Source organism: Bacillus sp. z60-11 (genome assembly GCF_046464135.1).
GTDB lineage: Bacteria > Bacillota > Bacilli > Bacillales > Bacillaceae > Bacillus > Bacillus sonorensis_A.
This window is the reverse complement of sequence record NZ_JBIYSN010000004.1, coordinates 157,486-179,724: the sequence shown is the minus strand read 5'-3', so window position 1 is coordinate 179,724 and position 22,239 is coordinate 157,486. Positions and strand designations below refer to the sequence as shown.

The 22,239-nt window shown below is 46.7% G+C and carries 19 protein-coding genes and 1 pseudogene; 11 read left to right on the top strand and 9 right to left on the bottom strand.

Going from position 1 to position 22,239, the window contains the following annotated elements; all coding sequences use genetic code 11:
* The first annotated feature begins 42 nt into the window (after window positions 1-42).
* From ACINLD_RS13250 to ACINLD_RS13225, 6 genes and pseudogenes are all read left to right on the top strand, one after another.
* Window positions 43-1,368 (top strand): 6-phospho-beta-glucosidase, encoded by a 1,326-nt coding sequence (locus ACINLD_RS13250; protein WP_077735763.1) that lies wholly within the window; start codon window positions 43-45, stop codon window positions 1,366-1,368.
* On the top strand, window positions 1,365-2,648 hold the full coding sequence (celB, locus tag ACINLD_RS13245; RefSeq protein ID WP_026585784.1) for a PTS cellobiose transporter subunit IIC: 1,284 nt from the start codon (window positions 1,365-1,367) through the stop codon (window positions 2,646-2,648). Before ACINLD_RS13250 ends, celB begins: the two co-directional genes overlap by 4 nt.
* Before the next feature lie 30 nt (window positions 2,649-2,678).
* Window positions 2,679-3,000: pseudogene (locus ACINLD_RS13240) on the top strand (PTS lactose/cellobiose transporter subunit IIA).
* Entirely contained in the window at window positions 2,997-3,299 is a 303-nt protein-coding gene (locus ACINLD_RS13235) for a PTS sugar transporter subunit IIB (protein WP_026585782.1), read from the top strand. Before ACINLD_RS13240 ends, ACINLD_RS13235 begins: the two are co-directional and overlap by 4 nt.
* 133 nt (window positions 3,300-3,432) lie before the next feature.
* Entirely contained in the window at window positions 3,433-4,845 is a 1,413-nt protein-coding gene (gene glcD, locus ACINLD_RS13230; protein ID WP_077735764.1) for a glycolate oxidase subunit GlcD, read from the top strand.
* Window positions 4,842-6,173, top strand: coding sequence for a (Fe-S)-binding protein (locus ACINLD_RS13225; protein ID WP_026585780.1), 1,332 nt, complete (start codon window positions 4,842-4,844; stop codon window positions 6,171-6,173). Before glcD ends, ACINLD_RS13225 begins: the two co-directional genes overlap by 4 nt.
* Window positions 6,174-6,233: 60 nt before the next feature.
* On the opposite strand, the gene ACINLD_RS13220 is transcribed toward ACINLD_RS13225, so the two are convergent.
* On the bottom strand, window positions 6,234-7,952 hold the full coding sequence (locus tag ACINLD_RS13220; protein ID WP_077735765.1) for a serine hydrolase: 1,719 nt from the start codon (window positions 7,950-7,952) through the stop codon (window positions 6,234-6,236).
* Between the two features lie 166 nt (window positions 7,953-8,118).
* Between ACINLD_RS13220 and ACINLD_RS13215 the strand changes: the two genes are divergently transcribed.
* Window positions 8,119-8,376, top strand: coding sequence for a GlsB/YeaQ/YmgE family stress response membrane protein (locus ACINLD_RS13215; protein WP_026585778.1), 258 nt, complete (start codon window positions 8,119-8,121; stop codon window positions 8,374-8,376).
* Between the two features lie 114 nt (window positions 8,377-8,490).
* Complete coding sequence (gene pepF, locus ACINLD_RS13210; RefSeq protein ID WP_077735766.1) at window positions 8,491-10,305, top strand: oligoendopeptidase F; 1,815 nt, start codon at window positions 8,491-8,493, stop codon at window positions 10,303-10,305.
* 56 nt (window positions 10,306-10,361) lie between these two features.
* On the opposite strand, the gene ACINLD_RS13205 is transcribed toward pepF, so the two are convergent.
* Window positions 10,362-11,852 (bottom strand): amidase, encoded by a 1,491-nt coding sequence (locus ACINLD_RS13205; protein ID WP_077735767.1) that lies wholly within the window; start codon window positions 11,850-11,852, stop codon window positions 10,362-10,364.
* An 87-nt stretch (window positions 11,853-11,939) separates the two neighbouring features.
* Between ACINLD_RS13205 and ACINLD_RS13200 the strand changes: the two genes are divergently transcribed.
* Window positions 11,940-12,392 (top strand): GNAT family N-acetyltransferase, encoded by a 453-nt coding sequence (locus tag ACINLD_RS13200; RefSeq protein WP_077735768.1) that lies wholly within the window; start codon window positions 11,940-11,942, stop codon window positions 12,390-12,392.
* A gap of 25 nt (window positions 12,393-12,417) precedes the next feature.
* Here ACINLD_RS13200 and ACINLD_RS13195 read toward each other — a convergent pair whose 3' ends face one another.
* Window positions 12,418-13,548 (bottom strand): type II asparaginase, encoded by a 1,131-nt coding sequence (locus ACINLD_RS13195; RefSeq protein WP_372708728.1) that lies wholly within the window; start codon window positions 13,546-13,548, stop codon window positions 12,418-12,420.
* A gap of 175 nt (window positions 13,549-13,723) precedes the next feature.
* Window positions 13,724-14,890 carry a M20 family metallopeptidase gene (locus ACINLD_RS13190; protein ID WP_410207033.1) on the bottom strand — a complete coding sequence of 389 codons (1,167 nt, stop codon included), beginning with the start codon at window positions 14,888-14,890 and terminating at the stop codon, window positions 13,724-13,726.
* Between the two features lie 120 nt (window positions 14,891-15,010).
* Here ACINLD_RS13190 and ACINLD_RS13185 point away from each other — a divergent pair, with 120 nt between their 5' ends.
* On the top strand, window positions 15,011-16,411 hold the full coding sequence (locus ACINLD_RS13185; protein ID WP_026585770.1) for a YfcC family protein: 1,401 nt from the start codon (window positions 15,011-15,013) through the stop codon (window positions 16,409-16,411).
* A gap of 601 nt (window positions 16,412-17,012) precedes the next feature.
* Window positions 17,013-18,080 (top strand): DUF4352 domain-containing protein, encoded by a 1,068-nt coding sequence (locus ACINLD_RS13180; RefSeq protein ID WP_077735769.1) that lies wholly within the window; start codon window positions 17,013-17,015, stop codon window positions 18,078-18,080.
* 38 nt (window positions 18,081-18,118) lie between these two features.
* Here the strand turns inward: ACINLD_RS13180 and ACINLD_RS13175 are convergent, their stop codons facing one another.
* The 5 genes from ACINLD_RS13175 to ACINLD_RS13155 form a co-directional block, all read right to left on the bottom strand.
* Window positions 18,119-20,197 carry a class I SAM-dependent methyltransferase gene (locus tag ACINLD_RS13175; RefSeq protein WP_077735770.1) on the bottom strand — a complete coding sequence of 693 codons (2,079 nt, stop codon included), beginning with the start codon at window positions 20,195-20,197 and terminating at the stop codon, window positions 18,119-18,121.
* A gap of 35 nt (window positions 20,198-20,232) precedes the next feature.
* Window positions 20,233-20,583 (bottom strand): SDR family oxidoreductase, encoded by a 351-nt coding sequence (locus ACINLD_RS13170; protein ID WP_372708729.1) that lies wholly within the window; start codon window positions 20,581-20,583, stop codon window positions 20,233-20,235.
* A gap of 18 nt (window positions 20,584-20,601) precedes the next feature.
* Window positions 20,602-21,330, bottom strand: coding sequence for an SDR family NAD(P)-dependent oxidoreductase (locus ACINLD_RS13165; protein WP_077735771.1), 729 nt, complete (start codon window positions 21,328-21,330; stop codon window positions 20,602-20,604).
* Window positions 21,331-21,406: 76 nt separating this feature from the next.
* Window positions 21,407-21,721, bottom strand: a complete 315-nt coding sequence (locus ACINLD_RS13160) for a carboxymuconolactone decarboxylase family protein (protein ID WP_026585765.1) — start codon at window positions 21,719-21,721, stop codon at window positions 21,407-21,409.
* A complete protein-coding gene (locus ACINLD_RS13155; RefSeq protein ID WP_026585764.1) occupies window positions 21,721-22,134 on the bottom strand; it encodes a tautomerase family protein in 414 nt (137 codons plus the stop codon). Before ACINLD_RS13155 ends, ACINLD_RS13160 begins: the two co-directional genes overlap by 1 nt.
* Window positions 22,135-22,239: the final 105 nt, after the last annotated feature.

Below are 22,239 nucleotides of genomic sequence, written 5' to 3'. Positions count from 1 at the left end.
GTGTTAAGCGTTTTCAAAAAAAGAGATTGGAGGAGGGGGACTATGGGGTTGAAATTAGTCGTGATAGGCGGGGGATCAAGCTACACACCAGAAATCATCGAAGGTGTCATCAAGCGGCATCATCATTTTCCAGTGAAGGAGATTGTTCTCGTCGACATTGAGGAAGGAGCAGAAAAAGTACGCATCACTTCAGAACTTGCGAAGCGAATGATCAAACGTGCGGATGTTCCGATTGAATTGAGCTATACAACAGATCGTGCGCAAGCGCTTAAGCATGCCGATTTTGTCACGGTTCAAATAAGAGTCGGAGGATTAAAGGCCAGAGCGCTGGATGAAAAAATTCCGCTCAGCCATGGTCTGATCGGCCAAGAAACAAATGGAGCCGGCGGTATTTTTAAAGCTTTGCGGACGATTCCCGCCATGCTGGATATCGCTCGCGATATAAAAGAGATTTGTCCAGAAGCGTGGCTGATCAATTTTACAAATCCGGCCGGCATCGTGACTGAAGCATTATTGAAGCATGGCCCCCATCAAAAAGTCATCGGGGTTTGCAATATTCCTTATAACATGAAAAACAGCATCGCAGAAATTTTCCGCGTGGATGCGGATCGTGTCATGATTGAATTCGCGGGGCTCAACCATTTCGTCTTCGGGCAAAGGGTATGGATAGACGGAGTGGACCGGACAGAGGAGACAATCGATCATTTATTGAATGACACCCTCGACTATTCTCCTTCCAATATTGCGATGCTGCCTTGGAATCGCCAATTTTTACGCTCTTTGCGCATGCTTCCGAACCCGTATCATCAGTACTATTACCAGTATGAAGATGTGCTTGCAAAAGATATCGAAGCATACCAAAACAACGGGACACGCGCAGATGCCGTCATGGAAATAGAAAAACAGCTATTTGAAACATACAAAAACACAGACATCCATGAAAAGCCCAAAGAATTAGAAAGCCGCGGAGGAGCTTATTACAGTGAATCAGCCTGCTCATTAATGACCTCGCTTTATCAACATTCGCTGGATATTCAGACCGTCAATACATTGAATAAAGGAAGCATACCAGATCTTCCGCATGATGCGGTGATTGAAGTCAACAGTGTCATCACAAAAAGCGGACCTATGCCGCTGACAGTCGGAAAACTGCCGGATTCAATCAGCGGGGCGGTGATTTCTATGAAAAAATTCGAGCAATTGGTCATCAAAGCAGCGGTCACAGGTGATGAAAACACGTTGTACTCCGCAATGATCATGAATCCGCTGATTCCATCTGATCATAAAGCCCAGACGGTGATGAATGAAATGCTTGAGGCTCATAAACATGATCTTCCGCAGTTCTTTGAGGAGGCAAAAGTACGATGAAACAAAATAAGATCATGACGTTCATCGAATCTAAAATCATGCCGATCGCTGGTAGAATCGGCTCTCAAAGGCACTTAATTGCCATACGTGATGGGTTCATTGCCATTATGCCTTTAATCATCATCGGCTCTCTTGCCATTCTGGTCAATCAATTCCCAATACCGGCATTTCAGGATTTCATGACCGGCCTTTTTGGCGAAGGATGGACGGCAGCCGGCGGAGCTGTGTGGAATGGTTCATTTGCCATTTTAAGTTTGCTGGCCGTTGCGGCTGTCAGCTTCAAGCTAGCAGAATCTTATCGGACTGATGGTCTTTCTGCCGCATTAATCGGGGTCGGGGCATTCGCCGTCCTTACACCGACGACGGAAGACTTTGGCTTTTCCATGACTTGGCTGGGGGCTCAAGGCCTTTTCGTCGGATTGATCACGGCTTTGCTGTCAACAGAAGCATTCAGGCTCTTCTCTCAAAATGAGAAACTTAAAATTAAAATGCCTGACGGCGTGCCTGATGGCGTGACAAAATCCTTGAATGCTTTATTGCCGGCTGCTGTGATTTTGGCGGCAGCAGGATTATTGAACACTCTGATCGTTTATTTTTCCGGACAAAGCTTACACGAGCTGGTCTTCAGCACGATCCAGGAACCGCTTCAAGGCCTTTCCAACACGGTTGGATCAGCATTGGTTTTTACTTTCTTGAATCACTTGCTTTGGTTTTTCGGATTGCACGGAACAAATATCCTCGGACCGATTATGGAATCCATCTACCTTCCGCTCATTCAGGAAAACCAGCATTTATTCTCGCAAGGAATGAGCGCTTTTGAAGTGCCTTATATCGTGACCAAGCCCTTCTTTGATTCTTATGTGTTTATGGGAGGATCGGGGACGACATTGGCTTTGCTCGCTGCTATTTTTATCGGCGTGAAATCGAAGCACTACAAAACGATCGGAAAGGTATCCGCCGCACCAGGCTTTTTTAACATTAATGAACCTGTCCTGTTCGGCCTTCCCATCGTATTAAATCCGATTATGTTCATTCCTTTTATATTGATTCCATTAGTTTTAACGGTTACATCATACATCGCTTTAGCCTCCGGGCTCGTTCCGAAAACGGTAGCCATCCTTCCATGGACGACACCGCCGATTGTCAGCGGTTATCTTGTAACCGGAGGATCAATCCGGGGAGTTTTTTTGCAAATCTTCAATCTGGCGCTGGCTGTCTTGCTCTACCTGCCATTCATTAAAGCGGCAGAGAGAGCCGCCCTGTTAACAAACCGAAAGTGAATAAAGGAGTGAAGGCTTTTGACACATCCATTGAATCTGGAACAGGTGTCATTTGAAATCATCTTGCATGCTGGAAATGCGCGTTCATCTGCAATGGAAGCATTGCAGTGTGTGAAAAAAAGCGAGTACGAGTCAGCAAATCAAAAGATCCAAGAAAGCAGATGCGGAACTGCTTCAAGCGCATCAGGCGCAAACCCGCTTATTGCAAAAAGAGGCGCAAGGCGAACGCCTTTCACCCAATCTATTATTAATCCATGCACAAGACCATTTGATGACGTCCATGACTTTAAAAGATTTAGCGAACGAAATGATTCATTTATATCAAGCCCTGAGGAGAGGAAGTGAAGCATGAAGATAGCACTTGTATGTTCCGCCGGAATGTCGACTAGCATGCTGGTAAAAAAAATGAGGGAAGAAGCGGGAAGCCGTGACATCAATGCAGAAATCAACGCTTATGCTGAAGCAGATTTACAAAGCCATCTGGAGGATATTGATGTCATACTGATCGGACCGCAAGTCCGTTATTTAAAAAAACAAATGACAGAACGAGCCGCACAGTACAAGACGCCCGTGGATATCATTGACCAAATCGCATATGGAATGATGAACGGAGCAAAAGTTCTGGATCAAGCGATCGAACTGACGCAATAATGCCGTCTCTCCACACTAAAAACAACCCATTTTCTTTCCGGAAGCGGGTTGTTTTTATTTTATACGTTTAAAAGAATGATTTTTTGAAATCGTTTCAATTTTGTATAATGATTGGTAAAGGATGTGATCACAAATGATTTCCACCAAAATCAAATCCCAACTGATGGATATCGTCGGGCATGAGAATTATGATGATTCCAATGCCGGACGGCTCGTCTACTCGTATGATGCCACACCGCAGTTCCAATCAATGCCTGACGCCGTCATTGCGCCGCGCAGCAAGGACGAAGTATCGCACATATTGAAAATTGCAAGCGCCCACCGCATCTCGATTGTGCCGCGGGGTTCCGGCACCAACCTCTGTGCAGGCACTTGCCCGACAGAAGGCGGGATCGTGCTCCTGTTTAAACATATGAATCAGATATTGGAAATCGATGAAGAAAATTTGACTATGACCGTTCAGCCCGGAGTCATCACACTGGACTTGATTCGTGCAGCAGAGGAAAAAGGGCTGTTTTATCCTCCCGACCCCAGTTCAATGAAAATTTCCACAATCGGCGGAAATATCAATGAAAATTCGGGCGGTTTACGGGGGCTGAAGTATGGTGTGACCCGTGATTATGTCATGGCTTTAGAAATCGTTTTGGCCAACGGGGATATCATCCGCACCGGGGGAAAGCTTGCCAAAGACGTCGCCGGCTACGATCTGACGCGTTTATTTGTCGGCTCTGAAGGGACGCTCGGCATCATCACTGAAGCTACGTTAAAATTAATCCCTGCTCCCGAAACAAAGAAAACCGTCCTCGCTCTCTATCAAGACATCGACGCTGCAGCCAAATCTGTATCAGACATCATCGCTCACAAAATCATTCCGACAACCCTTGAATTTCTTGATCAGCCGACGCTTCAAGTCATCGAAGACTTTGCAAAAATCGGCCTCCCCGTCCATGCCAAAGCTGTTCTTTTGATTGAACAGGACGGATCGGCTGAAACGGTCAGCCGGGACATCGGCATCATTGAAGACATCTGCAAAAAAGGAAATGCCGTGTCCGTGCAAACAGCACAGACGGAAGCCGAAGCGGAAAATTTGCGCAACGCGCGCCGTGCGGCACTATCTGCTTTGGCCCGTTTAAAGCCGACGACCATTCTGGAGGACGCCACAGTCCCCCGCTCAAAAGTCGCTGAAATGGTTAAAGCGATCAACAACATCGCCAAAAAACACAACATCACCATTTGCACATTCGGTCATGCCGGAGACGGAAATCTGCATCCGACTTGCACGACTGACATACGAAACAGCGAAGAAATGGAACGAGTCGAAAAAGCTTTTGAAGACATCTTCAAAAAAGCCGTTGAACTCGGAGGAACCATCACTGGCGAACACGGAGTCGGCGAAATGAAAGCCCCCTATTTGGAGCTTAAAATCGGTGAGGCTGGAATCGCTGCGATGAAAGCCTTGAAACAAGCATTTGATCCATACAACATTTTGAATCCAGGGAAAATATTTGCGAAAGACTCCCGCAAACGGGTGGTGGTAGCAAAATGACGACAGCAAAAGAACAAAAAGTCATCCAGCAGCAGTTTAAAGAGCGGATGGATGAAGAAGAACTGCTCAATTGCATGCGCTGCGGCTTCTGCCTTCCATCGTGCCCGACCTACATAGAATCGGGCTTTCAGGAAAGCCATTCTCCGCGGGGGCGGATCGCCTTAATGAAAGCGGTCGCAGACGGGGTGATTGAGCCTGATAAAGATGTCGAACGCTCTCTTGACCTTTGCCTCGGCTGCCGCGCCTGTGAACCGGTATGTCCGTCAGGAGTTCAGTACGGGCGTTTATTGGAGGAGGCAAGAGACATTATTCAGCAGCATAAAAAACACTCCCTTCCTAAAAAGGTGCTGCGCAGTGCTGTATTTAAAGGGCTGTTCCCTCATCAACAGAGAATCCGGGCGCTGACCGGAATGCTTGGCTTCTATCAGCGCTCCGGCATGCAAACCATCATCAGAAAATCAGGCATGCTGCGGATGTTGCCGGAACACCTGGCAAAAATGGAAAGCATCCTGCCCAAAGTCCCGGATATGAAGCAGCTGAAAAGCCGCCCAGACCATCTGCCGCCGCTCGGCGGTCACAAGAAGCGCGCCGCTTTCTTCTCAGGCTGTTTAATGGATACCTTGTTCCTGGACACAAATATGGCCACGATCAAACTGCTGCAAATGGCGGGGTGCGAAGTCGTCATCCCCGACCGGCAGGCCTGCTGCGGCGCTCTGCACGGCCACAGCGGCGAGAAGGATCTGGCCGTTCAACTGGCAAAACGGAATATTCAGGCATTCGAGGCATTGGACGCCGATTATATCGTGACAAACGCCGGCGGATGCGGAGCATTTTTAAGCGAATATGATCATCTTCTCAAAAGCGATCCCGACTGGTGGGAACGGGCGGCATCCTTCACAGGCAAGCTGAGAGATTTTTCCTCCGTTCTATTGGAGTTGGACTTTGCTGAAAAATCCCTTGAACTGCCTGTTCAGACTGTCACCTATCAGGACTCATGCCACCTGCGCAATGTGATGAAAACGTCTGCCGAGCCCCGCCGGCTCCTCCGCAGCATCAAAGGAATTGAATTCAAAGAAATGAAAAACGCTGACAGCTGCTGCGGCTCGGCCGGCATTTATAATATCGTGGAAGCGAACATGTCGATGACAATACTCGATTCCAAGATGGAAGCAGCACAAGCGGTTCAAGCGGAAACGATTGTCACCGCTAATCCCGGCTGCCTCCTGCAAATGAAACTCGGCATTGAACGGGCTGGACTGTCGGATCATGTCAGAGCCGTCCATCTCGCTGATTTACTATGGGAAGCCAGCGCCGGAAAGATGACTTAAATGGACTCGACATTCTTATCTATTTCTCGGGAAATAAAGTCGAATCGTTTCTATGAGAGGTTATTTCCGGACAGCAGGAAACTCGCCGTTCGGCTGGATAAACCGAAGGCCTTTCACCTGTTCGGAATCATCCGTCTCAAACCGAATGCTGTATCCAGGCAGATGTTTGATTTGAAAAGTCAGCTCACGGTAAGGCACAAGCTCGTATACCGGCTGACCAGGCAATGTTACCCTTAGTGTCCGCTCCCCTCCGAGGGAAACAGCGACTTCTGTTCCGTCTTCAAGCACATACACTCCAGTCAGCAAAGCGAGAAATTCAGGATCGGACAATCGCTCATCAGGCTTTTTCACAAACTCGATTTCTTTTGCACCGGGCGCCATTTCAAACGGTACGGAGAAACGGCTGATATGTCCGTTCACATCAATGGTAAAGGATGCCAGAAGCTTGGTCGTCTCAGAAAGCTTCAGCTCCATTTCGAACGTATCATAATGATAATGAGTCAAAGGCATGACAAACGAATGAAACAGCGCCTGCAATGTTCCGTCGGTAAGCTCTATTTTTAATTCTCCGTAGCCCGGATGCTCATAGATCCCCGTATAATCCTCAAGAGCATGGGACGGCTGCGTTCCTTCGATCTTGCTTAAATGTGCGGTGCGATCCTGTCTAATGAGAGCCGCTTTCATTTTTTCCGCTTCACCTTTCAAGCGGCTGCTCCAATCGATGTCACAGAGACCAAGCATACGATCAAAAATATGGTATGCCAGCACATTTGGGAGCAGGCTGGCGTTCATATTGGTCAAAATGACGACGCCGATTTTTTCGTCAGGCATGAAAGAGACAAGCGATGAAAAGCCGTCGATATTTCCTCCGTGGTGAATCATGCGGTATCCCCTGTACGGCTCGATGATCCAGCCAAGCCCATAGCTTGAAATTGGGATCTCTTTCGCTTTCATGAACGGGTCGCATGGAATATAAGGAGTATGCATTTCATTCAGGCTCCCGGCCGATAAAATGCCGCTGAACTCTCCGCTGCCAAGCTGGAACCTCACCCAGTTGGCCATATCCAGCACATTCGAATTGATGGAACCTGCCGGCCCGATCGCATCGATATTGCGAAATGGAATTTGTTCTGCTGATCCGGCTTTTTCTTGATATGGCAAGGAATGATCCGGCTGCTTTTTCATATCCTCAACCGAAAAATTGCTTGATGTCATTTTTAAAGGCTCAAACAGCCGCTCTTGCACAAGCCCTTCCCAGGTCGTGCCGGCCACTCTTCCCGCCAGAAGACCGGCTGTCATATACATGAGATTTTGATACTGCCAAATCGAACGAAAATCCTTGTTCGGCTCCAAATAGCGAATGCGCCTGAGGAGCTCCTCCCTTGAAAAAGGGGAGTTGTACCACATCATATCATGCCGGGGAAGTCCGGAACGGTGGCATGTCAAATCCCTTGGGGTCATCCGTTCAGTCGCTACAGGATCATGCATGTGAAACTCCGGCAGGTATTCCCTGACAGGCTTATCCCATTCCAGCTTTCCTTCATCAGCCAGAATCGCCATCGCTGCTGTTGTAAAAGCCTTAGTCGCCGAACCGATGGCAAACACGGTCTCCGGATTCACTTTTAAATTCCTTTCTTTGTCTTTATAGCCGAACCCTTCCGCCATGATGATCTCATCGTCTTTAATGATGCCAACCGCAGCGCCGGGCACTTTCCACCGCTTCATTTCTTCTTCTGCAAACTCGCGAAAACCTTTCAACTCTTTCAGGGGGTGTCTCATGCCAAACTCCTCTCTCTTCTTTTATGAGTTGTATGCCTTTTCTTGGTGTTGGTATGTCATACGTTTGATTTCTGAGAATGGTTTCATTGAGAAAAAACAGTGGTATAGTTCCTCATGAATGTCAAAAGCTAAGGGAAAGACGGAAAATATCAAGGAGGCAATATCTGTGTTTGGACTGATTTGGTCTTTAATCATCGGAGGGATTCTCGGCTGGCTTGCGGGCCTTATTATCAGACGGGATGTACCTGGAGGAATCATCGGCAACATCATCGCCGGATTTGTCGGTTCATGGCTGGGATCACTGATCTTAGGAAACTGGGGGCCGATGATTGGCGGATTTAATATCATCCCCGCTCTGGTTGGGGCGATCATCCTGATCTTTATCGTGAGCCTTGTGATGCGAAGCATGAGTGAACGCAAGTGAAGCAATAAAACGGCGGTTTCATCAGAAATCGTCGTTTTTATTTTGTTTCATTCAGCCTCTGTCTTTTATATAATTAATTAGAAACACGAAATAATCGGAATTGGGGGAGATCGATTGAAAAAAGCGGCTGAAAAGAGACTGAACCGTTCAGAAGTTGCGAAAGAGATGACATGGAAACTGACAGATTTGTTTTCTTCAGACGCAGCTTGGAAAGACGAGCTGGCCAACATTGAGGATGACTTATCGGCGATCACATCTTTTAAAGGAAGACTTCATGAAGGCGCACAAGTCCTGCTCGATTGTTTGCTGATGGAAGAACAGATCATGAAGCGTTTAAGCAAGGCTATCGCCTATATCTACCTCAAAAAGTCAGAAGATTTGACAAACCCCATCAATCAAGCGAATGCTTCAAAAATGGCCGCGCTGAAGGCGAAAATCAATGCGGGCCTTTCATTTATCGAATCAGAGATTTTACAACTTCCCGAGGCTGTCATTGAGTCGTACATAAAAAGTGAAGAAGAATTCGAACCTTTCCGAAACATGCTGACGGACATGTTAGAGCGCAAGCCGTACAAGCTTTTGCCGGAAACGGAAGAAGCGCTGGCCATGTTGGGCGAAGTGTATGAAGCGCCCTGCAAAATCTTCGGAATGGCGAAACTGGCAGATATGCGATTTGAACCGATTACCGATTCAAATGGCCGTGAACTCGCCAATTCGTTTGCGCTATATGAAGGCAGATATATGTTTTCCCCTGATACGGACATTCGCAGAAAAGCCTTTGACTCATTTGTCGATACCTTAAAGCAATATCAAAACACAATTGCCGCCGCATATGAAACAGAAGTCAAAAAACAAGTGGCGATGTCCTCCTTGCGCGGATATGAATCAGTCACCCACATGCTCCTGCAGCCGCAAAGCGTGACACTTGAGATGTACCACAACCAGCTGGATGTCATCAAACAGGAGCTTGCGCCACATATGCGAAGGTATGCCGGCCTAAAAAAACGTGTACTCGGTCTGGACGAGATGCGCTTCTGCGATTTGCAGGCCCCGCTCGACCATGGCTTCAACCCTCAAACTACTTTTGCAGATGCAAAAAACATGATTCTCGATGCTTTACAAGTGATGGGCCCTGAGTATGCACAAGTGATGAAAACCGCTTTAACTGAAAGGTGGTTCGATTTGGCTGACAATGTCGGCAAATCAACAGGCGCCTTTTGCTCAAGCCCGTACGGCGCTCATCCTTACATTTTAATGACCTGGACGGATACGATGCGGGATGTCTTTACCCTTGCCCATGAACTGGGCCATGCCGGCCATTTTTATTTCGCAGCCCGCGATCAGCGGATCATGAACATCAGCCCTACTTTATTTTTCGTGGAGGCTCCTTCGACGATGAATGAAATGCTGCTCGCACAGCACCTGTTCTCACAAACAAATGATTCAAAGATGAAGCGCTGGGTCATCAATCAGCTGCTGGGCACGTATTACCACAACTTTGTCACCCACCTGCTCGAAGGGGAGTATCAGCGCAGGGTGTATCAGCTTGCAGAACAGGGGCGCGCTCTTACCGCCTCTGCGCTGTCTGAACAAACAAGCAAAGTGCTTTCCGAATTCTGGGGCGCAGAAGTCGTGATTGATGAAGGCGCCAGCCTGACATGGATGCGCCAGCCCCATTATTACATGGGCTTGTACCCCTACACTTATTCAGCAGGATTGACTGCTTCAACATTGGTTTCACAGATGATCAAGCATGAAGGGCAGCCGGCGGTGGACAGATGGCTGTCTGTCTTAAAAGCAGGAGGAACAATGAAACCCCTTGACCTGTTAAAGCATGCCGGCGTCGATATGTCGACTGACGAACCGATCCGCCGGGCCGTCCGCTATGTCGGGTCATTGGTGGATGAGCTGGAAATGCTGTATGGTTAAAACAAAAGAACGGCGCCTGTTCAGGCGTCCGTTCTTTTGTTGCGGTGATGTGCCGGCTAAAACATCGGGTTTCCTTTCATTCCAACCCATAAATCGGACTGCTCTAATGTATAGGCGATCCGAAGCAGCCAATGCTCTTTTCCTTTCGGAGCCGTAAATTGAACCCCCAGCGGAAGCCCATCGCTTGTCATATGGACCGGCACGCTCATCGCCGGCTGGCCGGTTAAGTTTGCAAGCTGTGTGAATGGGGTAAATGTCAGGCTTTTCAAAAACATTTGATAGATAAGCGCCTGCTGTTCGTCTTTTTCCATGCCGCTTACCTTCTTGAGCTCTTCCGCTTCTTTTTGCGTGTGGGTCAGCTCGCCGACCTTTGGCGCGGGATAGGCCGAGGCAGGGGTCACGTATACATCATAGGTTTCATGAAACGCCGCCATTTGTGCGGCGGCTTTATCCCAAGAAGCTAAGCTCGCGGTAAACTCCGCCGCCGTCACTTTTTTGCCGGCTTCATTCAGAACCCATGTGACGATTTCCACATCCTGTGCCGTGATCGGCCGTCCGAGCGTTTTTTCCATTCCTAAAACCATTGCCGAGATTTCACCGCTGTTCATCAAATAGTAGTTTTCTATTAAGCGGAGCCCGTCGACTCCGTTCGTCTGTTCCTCAACATGATGCCCTTCAGCTTCAAGCCATTTCACGGTGTGATAAACAGCGCGCTTGGCCTCATCGCTGACAGGCGTTCCTACGGGACTTTCCACAGAAAAAGCGATTTTCAAAGGGCGCTGTGTCCCTTTTTGCAGATCATCGGCATATCGTCCGGGAAATAAAGGCGTTTGAAAAGCAGCTTCCGGCTGGATCGTTTGCAGAATGTCCAGCAGTGCCGCGCTGTCTCTGACAGTCCGTGACAGAACAAAATCAATCGACGCACCCTGCCACTGACGACCGGCTCCAGGGCCGACAGGCGTTCTGCCGCGGGTCGGTTTCAGACCGAACAGCCCCGTAAAAGAAGCCGGAATCCGAATGGAGCCTCCCCCATCACTCGCTCCAGCCACGGGCACGATTCCCGCCGCCACCGCCGCTGCCGAGCCGCCGCTTGATCCTCCCGGCGAATAAGCGGTATTCCACGGATTCCGCGTCGGCCCGTACAGCTCAGGTTCAGAAATATTTTTCAACCCGTATTCAGGTGTATTCGTGTGCCCGAGAAATAAAAACCCTGCCTCGCGCAAGGTTGCGACAAAATTCGAATCGCGCTTTGCGGTATAGGACTTGAGCAGCTTCGCCCCGGCTGTCAGCGGCTCTCCTTTTATCGCTTGGGAAATATCTTTTAAGAGAATGGGCACACCGGCGAACGGCTGCCTGGAAACATCAAGCTGTTCGCTTTCATGCATGACCCGGTCTTTTCTCGTCCGCACGACCGCATTGATTCCCGGATTGACTTGCTCCAGGCGGGCAAAGGCGATGTCGGTTAATTCGGCTGCTGTGACTTCCTTTTTTTTGATAAGCTTAGATAAGCCTACGGCGTCATACGCCATATATTCAGATATATTCATATCTGCACCTCTCCTTTGGGTTCGCTAATGTTTATTTTGCACGAGACCCTGAAGGATTTCAATTGTTTCAGATAGGGGGAAAGAGAAATGATCATTCAAAAGCTTTCACGTGAAAACACGCTGCCGATGGATTTGCTGCTGTCGGCAGATCCGTCGGAAAAACTGGTCAAAGACTATGCCGAAAGAGGGCAATGTTTCACTGCTGAAATCAACCGGGAAATAGCCGGGGTTTATATCCTGCTGGCGACAAGGCCGGAAACGGCCGAATTGGTCAATATTGCAGTCAAAGAGGAGATGCAGGGAAAGGGAATCGGAAAACAGCTGATCATGCATGCGCTAAAAACGGCAAAATCAGAAGGGTTTAAAACGATGGAAATCGGCACCGGAAATTCAAGCATCGGACAGCTGGCTCTCTATCAAAAATGCGGGTTCAGAATCACAGGGATAGACCGGGATTTTTTTATCAGGCATTATTCAGAACCCATTTATGAAAATGGCATTCAATGCATCGATATGATCCGGTTATCGCAGGATTTATAAAAGCCGCCGAATCACCGGCAGCTTTCTAATACTCATTAAAATAGTTCTGGATTTTTTCAGGGTCATCTGTTTTGGTCAGAGCAAGCATCAGTAAAATCCGGGATTTTTCCGGGTTCAACGAATTGGAGGACAACAGCTGTTTCTTTTCCAGATCCGGATTCGGTGTTACGACTCCGCTCCCGGTGCGGCTCGAGCGGACGACGGCCGCTCCTTTTTTCACAGCCGCTGTCGCGCCTTTTTTCGCTTCATCGGAAATCGAGCCGTTTCCGCTTCCCGCATAGACGATGCCTTTCGCCCCCGCTTTGACAGCGGCATCGAACAAAAAGCGCCCGTCGTTTTGATAGCCGTAAATAATGTCGACTTGAGGAAGCTTATCGATTTTTGAAATATCAAAGTCTGTTTCCGTCGTATGCTTTTTCGTCACTTCATTATGAAAATAGATGTCGTCGGCAATGTTGCCGAGAAAGCCCATTTCCTCCGACTTAAATGTATCAGGAGCCGTTGTGTTTGTTTTTGTTACATACCTCGCGGCTCCGATGCGGTCATTCATGACGATCAGCGTTCCTTTCCCGTTCGCCTTCTCGCTCGCCGCTACTTTTACGGCGTTGTAAAGATTCGCAGGTCCATCCGCTCCGATCGCTGTTGATGGCCTCATAGATCCGACAACGACGACCGGTTTATCGCTTTTGATGACAAGGTTTAAAAAATAGGCCGTTTCTTCAAGTGTATCTGTGCCGTGCGTGATGACAATCCCGTCGATATCGTCAGAAGCCAGCAGCTTCCCGACACGCTTGCTCAACTTCAGCAAAATGTCGTTGGTCATATTTTGACTGCCGATATTGGCGATCTGTTCGCCGCTGATATTGGCGAGATCCTGCATCTCCGGAACGGCTTCGATCAACGTATCAATCCCGAGTGCCCCCGCTTTATAATTGGTTGTCGATGTTTTCGACTTATCCGCGCCCGCAATCGTTCCACCTGTAGCCAGGATTTTGATATTGGGCAAATCTTTATTTTTTTGACCTGTGCTGACTGTCTTTGTTCCCGTTTTCGCTTCAGCTTTTGTTTCATTTAAAGACTCATTTGCACCGGAGCACCCGGTCATCATCAGCAATAAGCCTATAACAATAAACAACATTCGCCGTTTCATCATCATTTTAGATCTCCCCCTGCTTCTTCGTATGTAGCTTATGTATTTGTATTTTCTCTGACTCCATCCCTTTCATACCAGTTTAAATTTTCATCATTTTCTGTCTATTTATTCGTTAGATTTTCTTCACTGACTTTCAGTCCAAAAAAAGAGAGGAAAACATCGTTTTCCTCTTCCATCCTTATTTTAACAGCTTGAATTCTTCATTCACTTTGTTCAAAAGCTCTGCATTGGTCAAAAGATCATAGGCGGTTAACGCCAATGACTTTGCGCCGAGCATCAATCCTTCAAATCCTTTGCTGCTCATCGCTGCTTCGCGAAACTCCGGTGTATGGCAGGCAAATGGTTCATCGCAAATTTGCACATATGGATGAATCGATGGTGTGATCTGGCTGACATTCCCCATGTCAATCGATCCCCCTCCATCCGCTTTTTCATAAATGGAATCGGGCTCAACGCCTAATTCGATCATGTTTTTTGTAAAAATGTCTGATAACGTTTCATTTGTTTTCATATCGTCATAAGACAATTCGTAAAAAGAGGTTTCAAGCCGGGCCCCTGTCGCGAGCGCAGCAGCTTTCGCACAGTTTTTCACTTTTTCCAGCAGTTCATTGACATAGGAGCGTTCGGCTCCCCTGACGTAAAATTGTGCGACTGCATAATCCGGCACGACATTCGCCGCTTTTCCTCCCTCGGGAATGATGCCGTGAATCCGCGCGTCAGGCAGGATATGCTGTCTGAGCGCATTTATACCGTTGAATGTCTGAATCACGGCATCCAGGGCATTGATACCTTCATGCGGAGCTCCTGCTGCATGTGATGCCTTTCCGAAAAACTCAAATTGAATGGCATCCATCGCCAGCGATGTCCCGCTTTTTTCATGTCTGCAATATGGGTGCACCATCATGGCGGCATCCAGGTGGTCGAAAATCCCTTGTTCCGCCATGGTGACTTTTCCGCCTTTTGTTTCTTCTGCAGGCGTTCCGTATACATACACTTTGCCGCCGCACGAATTCATCACTTTGCTGACGCCGATGGCGGCGCCAACAGCCATTGTCCCGATCAAATTGTGGCCGCAGGCATGGCCCAGGCCGGGAAGCGCATCATATTCCGCCATAAACCCGATGGAAGGGCCGGGCCGGCCGCTGTCATATTCGGCTGTAAATGCGGTGGCAAGACCTGCTGTTCCTAATTGCACTTTAAAATCGTGCTTTTTGAGCTCCTCGGTCAAGAGCGTTGCAGCTTTGAATTCCTCATGACCCAGTTCGGGGTTGTTGCCAATATACTGGCTGATATGCAGCAGCTCTTCACGGATATGTTCGATTTCTTTCTCAATTTGTTTTTTCACGCGCTGTTCTCCCTTCTCCATATAAAATTCCAGGGGATTGACAAATCGATTCTCATATATTAAAAATGTTTAAATATATAAAACTTTGTATATTAATACATTATAAAGGAGATTTGCCGAATGAGCAATGACGCCCCGAAGAAAACAACATGTCGCTTTCCACACACATATGCGTTGATTTTTCTGATCATGATTCTGGCCGCTGTCGCTTCTTACCTGATTCCTGCCGGTCAATTTGAACGGGTTGAAGAAGACGGCCGAACGGTGATCGTTCAGGGAAGTTACGAGCAGAAAGACGCCGACCCCGTCGGTATGTTTGATTTGTTTAAAGCCGTTCCCGAAGGCATGATGCAATCGGCGGACATCATTTTTTACATCTTTTTGATCGGTGGCGCTTTCGGCATCATTCACCAGACAGGGATGATCAACGCCGGAGTCAATTGTTTGGTGCAGCGCCTGAAGAAGCGGGGCGCCCTGCTAATCCCGGCGATCATGTTCGCCTTTTCGCTTGGCGGCGCTACCATCGGTTTATCTGAAGAGACGATCATCTTTGTTCCGATCGGCATCGCGGTTGCACGAGCGCTCGGCTATGATTCAATGACAGGCCTGGCGATGATCTCCCTCGGGGCTGCAGCCGGATTTACCGGCGGCATGCTCAACCCTTTCACTGTCGGAATCGCGCAGACGATTGCCGAAGTACCCATTTTCAGCGCCGTCGGCTACAGACTCGTTGTTTATACGGCCATGCTTGGATACGCCATTTATTACGTCATGACATATGCGCAAAAAGTCAAAGCAAATCCGCAACACGGACTGATGTATGGAACCGCTGCCGAGATGCGTGAAGAAGCGGCGGCGGCGCATTCTCATATTTCCTTCACACCGCGGCACGGCCTCGTTTTTCTCATCGTTGCATTCGGCTTTGCGATCAATATATTCGGTGTGTTTCAATGGGGCTGGTTTTTAAGTGAGCTGTCGGCCGGGTTTCTAATTATCGGACTCGCTTCCGGTCTTGCCGGCGGACTCACCATCAACAAGACCTTCGATTCGTTTGTTGACGGGATGAAACAGGTTGTTTACGGAGCGTTGATCGTCGGATTTGCCCGAGCCATCGTCGTTGTATTGGAAGATGGCCGCATCATTGATACGATGATCAACAGCCTCGCTTCTGCCATCAGCACACTTCCAAATGAAATCAGCGCCGTCGGTATGTTTATCGTCCAAGTCGCCATTAATACATTTATTCCGTCCGGAAGCGGCCAAGCTGCCACAACAATGCCTCTTATGGCGCCCCTGGCAGATCTTTTGGGATTTGAACGGCAAATCGCCGTGCTTGCTTATCAATATGGAGACGGCATAACCAATTCCATCATTCCGACATCGGGTGTATTGATGGCTTCGCTTGCGATTGCCGGCATTCCTTATGAACGCTGGGTCAAATTTGTCTGGAAACTGATCGCTGGCTGGTTTATCATCGGCGCTGCAGCCATTATTATCGCCATGATGATCGGCATTAAGTGAAGAGCGTTTTCCGTTTTAAGCTGGCCGCCGGCGATGCGGCCTTTCCCCCTATTCATCACTGTTAAAAAACCGTGCCAACCCCATCCACACCGATTGATCCACTAAATTTTAAGCTTCCGTTAAGGAAACCCGAAAACGGGACTATCGACTCACTTGCAGCAAATTGGAGTTCACCTTCTGTTTTCCGGCTTCCCAATCCCATAATTTCTTATGTTTTCCGCTTAAGAAGACACATTCCTGTTTTTTTAAAAATGGTTTGATTTCAATTAAATGTACTTCAAGGTAATCCTTAAGTTTTAGTCTCTTTATACCATCAGGAGATTGAAATCATGTCTAATCTTGCAAAACATTGGCCGAAATTAGGATTTACAACCTATTTATCAATGATTCTTTAAACCTTAAAATGAGTGATGTTGTTTCTGTTTTTTTTAAGAAACTAAGGAAAAAGAAAGATTTATAATCAAATTTTCACTGTTAGATAAATGAAAGGATCGGGACTTTAATCAAATTCATCCCGAAAAAAGGGCTTTATCCCTAATCCGCCATTTTCTTTTCATTTACATAACACTTGAAAAAATTAATAAAAAAAAGGAGACAGACCATGCGAAGCAAAAAGTTTTTTCTGATGATGCTTTTGATGATCGTAGCCGTCGTGTCAGCAGCTTGCGGAGGCAATAAAAGCGCAAGCGGTGAAAAAGAAGATACAAAAAAAGCGGACAATGCAGAGGTTAAAGTCGTCAGCTCAGAATATACACTGCCTGAGGACTCAACAACAAAACTAGGTGAAGGCGAACTTATTTTAAAAGTAAAAGTATCCGTAAAAAATACAAGTGATAAACCATTGAACGTCAACAAGAGGTCGTTCAGTCTTTACCAGAACGACTCTAAAGTGTCCGATGTGTCAATGTATACTGATAATGAAAGGCTTTCATCCGCCTCGCTAAACCCGGATAAATCAACCGAAGGGTACCTTTACTACCAGGTTGATAAAGGCGAAAAATACCAGCTTGAATACACACCTGAAGTCTATGGCGACGAAAAAGTCGAGCCGATTGAATTCACAATCGACGGCGGCAGCAGCGACATTTTAGATACGGCCAAAAAGCTTGACGATCCGGCCAAAGCCTTGCTCGCTTATACAGATATCACACTTTTCGGCAAGGATAACGAGAACTTCGAAAAATTGACGGGTGAAAACAAACGCGAAATCGTTACTGATTATCTTGAAGGCGGGCAAAAATCGCTTATCGAGAATATGGGCATCTATGATGAAGATCAAGTCGATAAAAAGAAATTGAACAAACTGATCAGCGCCATTCAAAACGCCTATCAGGACAAAGCAAAAGTCAAAGCGGTTACAAAAACGATTTCAAGTGACGAGGCGACAGTTGAAGCAACAATCACACCGATCGACAGCTCAGACCTCGAAAAAAGGGTTCAAAAGAGAATGGAAGAATACGTCAAAAACAGCGGGAAGGATTATATCTCCCGCGATGAACTGATCAGCCCTACCATCGACGCCATGGTGGAAGAACTTAAAAAATTAGAAACTGCTTCAAGCGAAAAAACCGTTGAAGTCAAAATGAACAAAACAAAAGACGGCAAATGGCAGCTTGACCTTAATGATTACACGGCTGAAGACTACTTCGGCAACTTCTTTAAAAACTAACGCAAAAAAGCACCTTTCAAAAAGGTGCTTTTTTTCTGCTATCTTTTCTCAACGACAATAAAACAGGTGCTGTCAGGCAAAGAAACAGGAGCGCCATGCCTGTCGGTCAATTCAATTTTAGGAGAAAGATGCTCTTCATACCCTTCCTGCACATAATGCTCGAACACGAGGATATTGGCGCGATCGCCAAGCTCTTTCTCAATACACGCTTGAAACTCTGAAGGGGTAAAATAGCCGAATTGCTCCTGCACTTCATGGGGGTATGCTTCTTCCCCCCAGGTATATGTATAGAGAAATTCCATCGCATCGTTGACATACAGCGTCGCCACGTCGTTCTCCAACTTGAGAATCTGCACGCTGCGTCCCTTAAAATCACGGACATACCTTTTTAAAAAATCGATTCCGCGCGGGTCTTTAAAGCGAATCCGGCGCGTATCATCCTTGGCTTCCGTCATGATGCCGTCTCTGATAATGATTCTGCCGCCAGGCTTCAGCACGTCAAAGGAGCTTCTTAAAGCTTTAGCAATGACCCGCTGATTAAATTTTCTGCCTTCATAAGGGATATATGAAAACATTTCATGCAAAATCGATGAAAAAACGATCGTGTCGACACTTTCTTTTTCGATGTACTCCGGCAAATCCAATGCATCTGCTTGTTTGACCTGCCACGGTTTATGCTCCCGCACTTTTCTTTTTTGCAGCTCTTCTATCACATTGACCGACAGATCGATTCCGATGACTTCAGCTTCCGGGTGGTGCTCGGTCAGCAAGTCAAGCATCACGCCTCCGCCGGCCCCGATATCAAGCATCTTCTCCCCTACGGCATAATCGGCAATCTTCTTTTTATAATCTTCCGCACGATTCATATCAGACAAATAAGTCTGTTCATTTTGGAGGCGGTCAAATGAATCCCGGCGAAACTCGAAGAAGTCATACAGCAGCACGATCGCACGTTCATACAATGGTGACTTCTCCGCTTCCTGGCAAAATTCGATCAGCTTAGTGCCCGCTTTTGAAAAAGAAAAAAACACGCCGACAATTTCAGAAGCATGATCAAAGGTCTTGACGGTTAAGGAAACATGTTCGTTGGCGGGCAGCTTCCCATTCAGCAAACCCTTGATGGACAGCTCCTTCAAATACGCTTCAATCATGCGTTTCTTATAAATATTTGGATGCCGTACACCCTGATAATCCCTGTAGATATCTTTCATCAACGGTTCAAAGCTGATGTGCTTGACGGATAAAGGATTTGCCGAACGAAGGGTGAGCAGAAAGATTTTGACAAACTCTTCGAAACTGAATGAGGAAAGCGCAGATTCCACATACCACAAGTCCGTTTTTTCTAAGAAACGCCGCAGCGCGTCTTCGGCCGAGTGCTCCTTCAGAAACGGCTGATAAAGGCTGCTGTCTTCTCCCGCATTGATCGCCTGCCGTCGCAGTTTTTTCAGCCTTTCCGCAAACGGCAGATCCTTGTCCCGCTCTCCTCCGGCAATACGAGCGATGACATCGTTCACATCATGCTCAATCGATTCCCAGAGCTCAAAGGACACACCCGCAATAATACATTTGTTCAGGACGGACAGAACCCGTCTGATATCGATGTCCAACGGTTTAGCTGCAGCAATCCAGTCGATCAAAGGCGCGAATTGCCGGTATCTTGTTTCCCCGCGAATGTACTGTCCGACAAGGCCGTGCGTCAAAATCAACACGTATACGAGCTCCTCAACATCTTCCCGGTCAGGCGCAAATGGACGATTCCGCTCAGCGTAAATTTGCGCCGAGCCTATATTGTGAATCTCCAGCTGAAACCCTTTCTCGCGCCATTCCTTTCGTTTATGCGGCTGCCCGCATTTAGCGGCCTCACTCCAAATAAGAACCTCTTCGATGATGTCTTTCTCCCGCTTCGGGATATCGGTTTGCTCTAGAATGCGAAGCGTCTTTTCAACATAAAGAAGAACGGGGCGGGGCGGCATCTTTTCCAAGGACGAGACCCGTTCCAAATTCACATTCTGCTCCTCGGTCAAAAACAGATATTTCAACCATTCTGCCTCCCGCAAAACACGCAAATCTCCGTTTTTCACCTGCTCAATTGCTTCTAAAGATTGAATACGTCTCATAAAGTCTTCCCTCTTTTTCTCATCTATATGATTCATCATAAGGTAAATCGTCTCATATAGGAATAGAAAAAAAGAATGATGATGTCTGTCTGGCCTGTGAGCGCTTCTTGTTCCAAAATGTCGCAGATCAGCCCGATATCTTCCGGCACTGCTATCTGAGCGGGAGTTGTTGGCTTGAGCTGCTTCATTTTTTCTTCTCGGCCTTCCCGCCATCTTGTCGCAACCGCACCGGGAGCCACACTGCATACTCTGATTTCCGGGGCAAGCGCATGTGCCAACGATTTCGTCAGCCCGTGGACCGCCGCTTTAGACACAGCATACGGAAGCGAAGAACCGCGCCTGTCTGCCCGGCGATACTGCCGAGAATTTGAATCCTCAGTTATCAATAAAAAGGGAATCGAATTCTACATCGTTTGACCATTGTCTACCGTTATGATTTGTCCTGTTAGTGACTTTTGAAGAAGTGTATAACAAATGGTTTCAGCAATGTCCTCAGGTGTGGAAATTCTTTTCAATAGAATATTTCCAGCCAGGGCGTTCATTTTTTCTTCATTTCCTTTCCACCATCTTGTATCAACAGCACCGGGAGCAATACTATTAATTCTTATGTCTGGTGCTAGTGAAAACGCAAGCGATTTTGTCAATCCATGAACAGCTGATTTTGTCACTGCATATGGGACGGAGGAACCTAACCCGGTTATGCCTGCTACACTTCCAACATTAACAATTGCTGAATCTTCTCCTTTTTTTAAATAAGGTGCTGCTGCCTTAATACAGTAAAATGTTCCTTTCACATTTACATGCCAAAGTTTATCCCAGATTTCATCAGTGGCTCCATCAAAATCATCCATCGCCAATTGATGCGTAATCCCAACATTGTTAACGAGGTAATCTAACTTTCCAAACTTTTGAATACAAGTCAGAATCATTTCGTTTACTTGACGCTCATCACTAATATCTGCCTGATACAACAGCCCGGAATTTGATAATTGATCGTACGTATTCTGTGCTTCTTGAAGTGACTTTGAATAGTTTACAACCACATTAGCTCCTAGAGAAGACAGCTTTATACAGGTTGCACTCCCAATTCCTGTTGCACCACCGGTTACCAATACCACTTTATTTTTAAACATAGGTTCTGCACCTCTTTTTTCTATCAATATGATTACTTTTATTAGCGTGAGATGGCTTTAAAAAGAGATCATATCGTCATTTTTTACTCATGATTACATTTAGCGCTGCAGCTGCTTTAGGCCATCCAGCGTAGAAGGCCATATGTGTAATCAAAGCAGTCATTTCCTTTTCGTTGATTCCATTCTTTTCAGCTAATTGTAAATGAAATGGCAGTTGTTCAGTATTGCCCATACTAATCAGAGCAGATAGAGTACATAAACTTCTTTCTTTTGATGTTAAAGCAGGATCTCTCCATACTTTTTCGAACAATATGTTTTCTCCGTAATCAACAAAATCGGGAGCAATATCTCTCATTTTCTTTGGTATATTGGATTCGATGCGGTCATTCACTAATCTTTTTCCTCCTCCGTATTCACCATTTGTGCTATTCCTTGACCAAATGACCAGTTTTCAGCAAATGACTCGTTTAATGTAATAAAAATATCAGTTGTAGAGATGTTTAAATGATGATAAAAAGCTTCCGAGATGGATTGATACAAATTCCTTTTCTGATTGATTGTTCTTCCTGGCGCACATGTAATGGAAACATGGATCATTTTATCTGATCTCTTTTTCTCCCCTTCTAAAAGATAATTCGGATCGAAAAAAAATTGATTAGATGGGTAGGGTAAACACATGTGAAAATAATCATCTTCCGGAATTTTAAAATGCTCAATTAATGAATGATGAATACTATTGCTCACCTTTTTTAATTCCTCATTATTCAATAGACCTTCTCGATAATAAACATGGACGAACGGCATATATTCACTTCCTTTCTTCATAACTTTATTGTACTTTCGCGACTTTGATTTGTATAATTGAATCATCTGAATGATAAATTCAATTTTATTGAATCGAGAGTGATC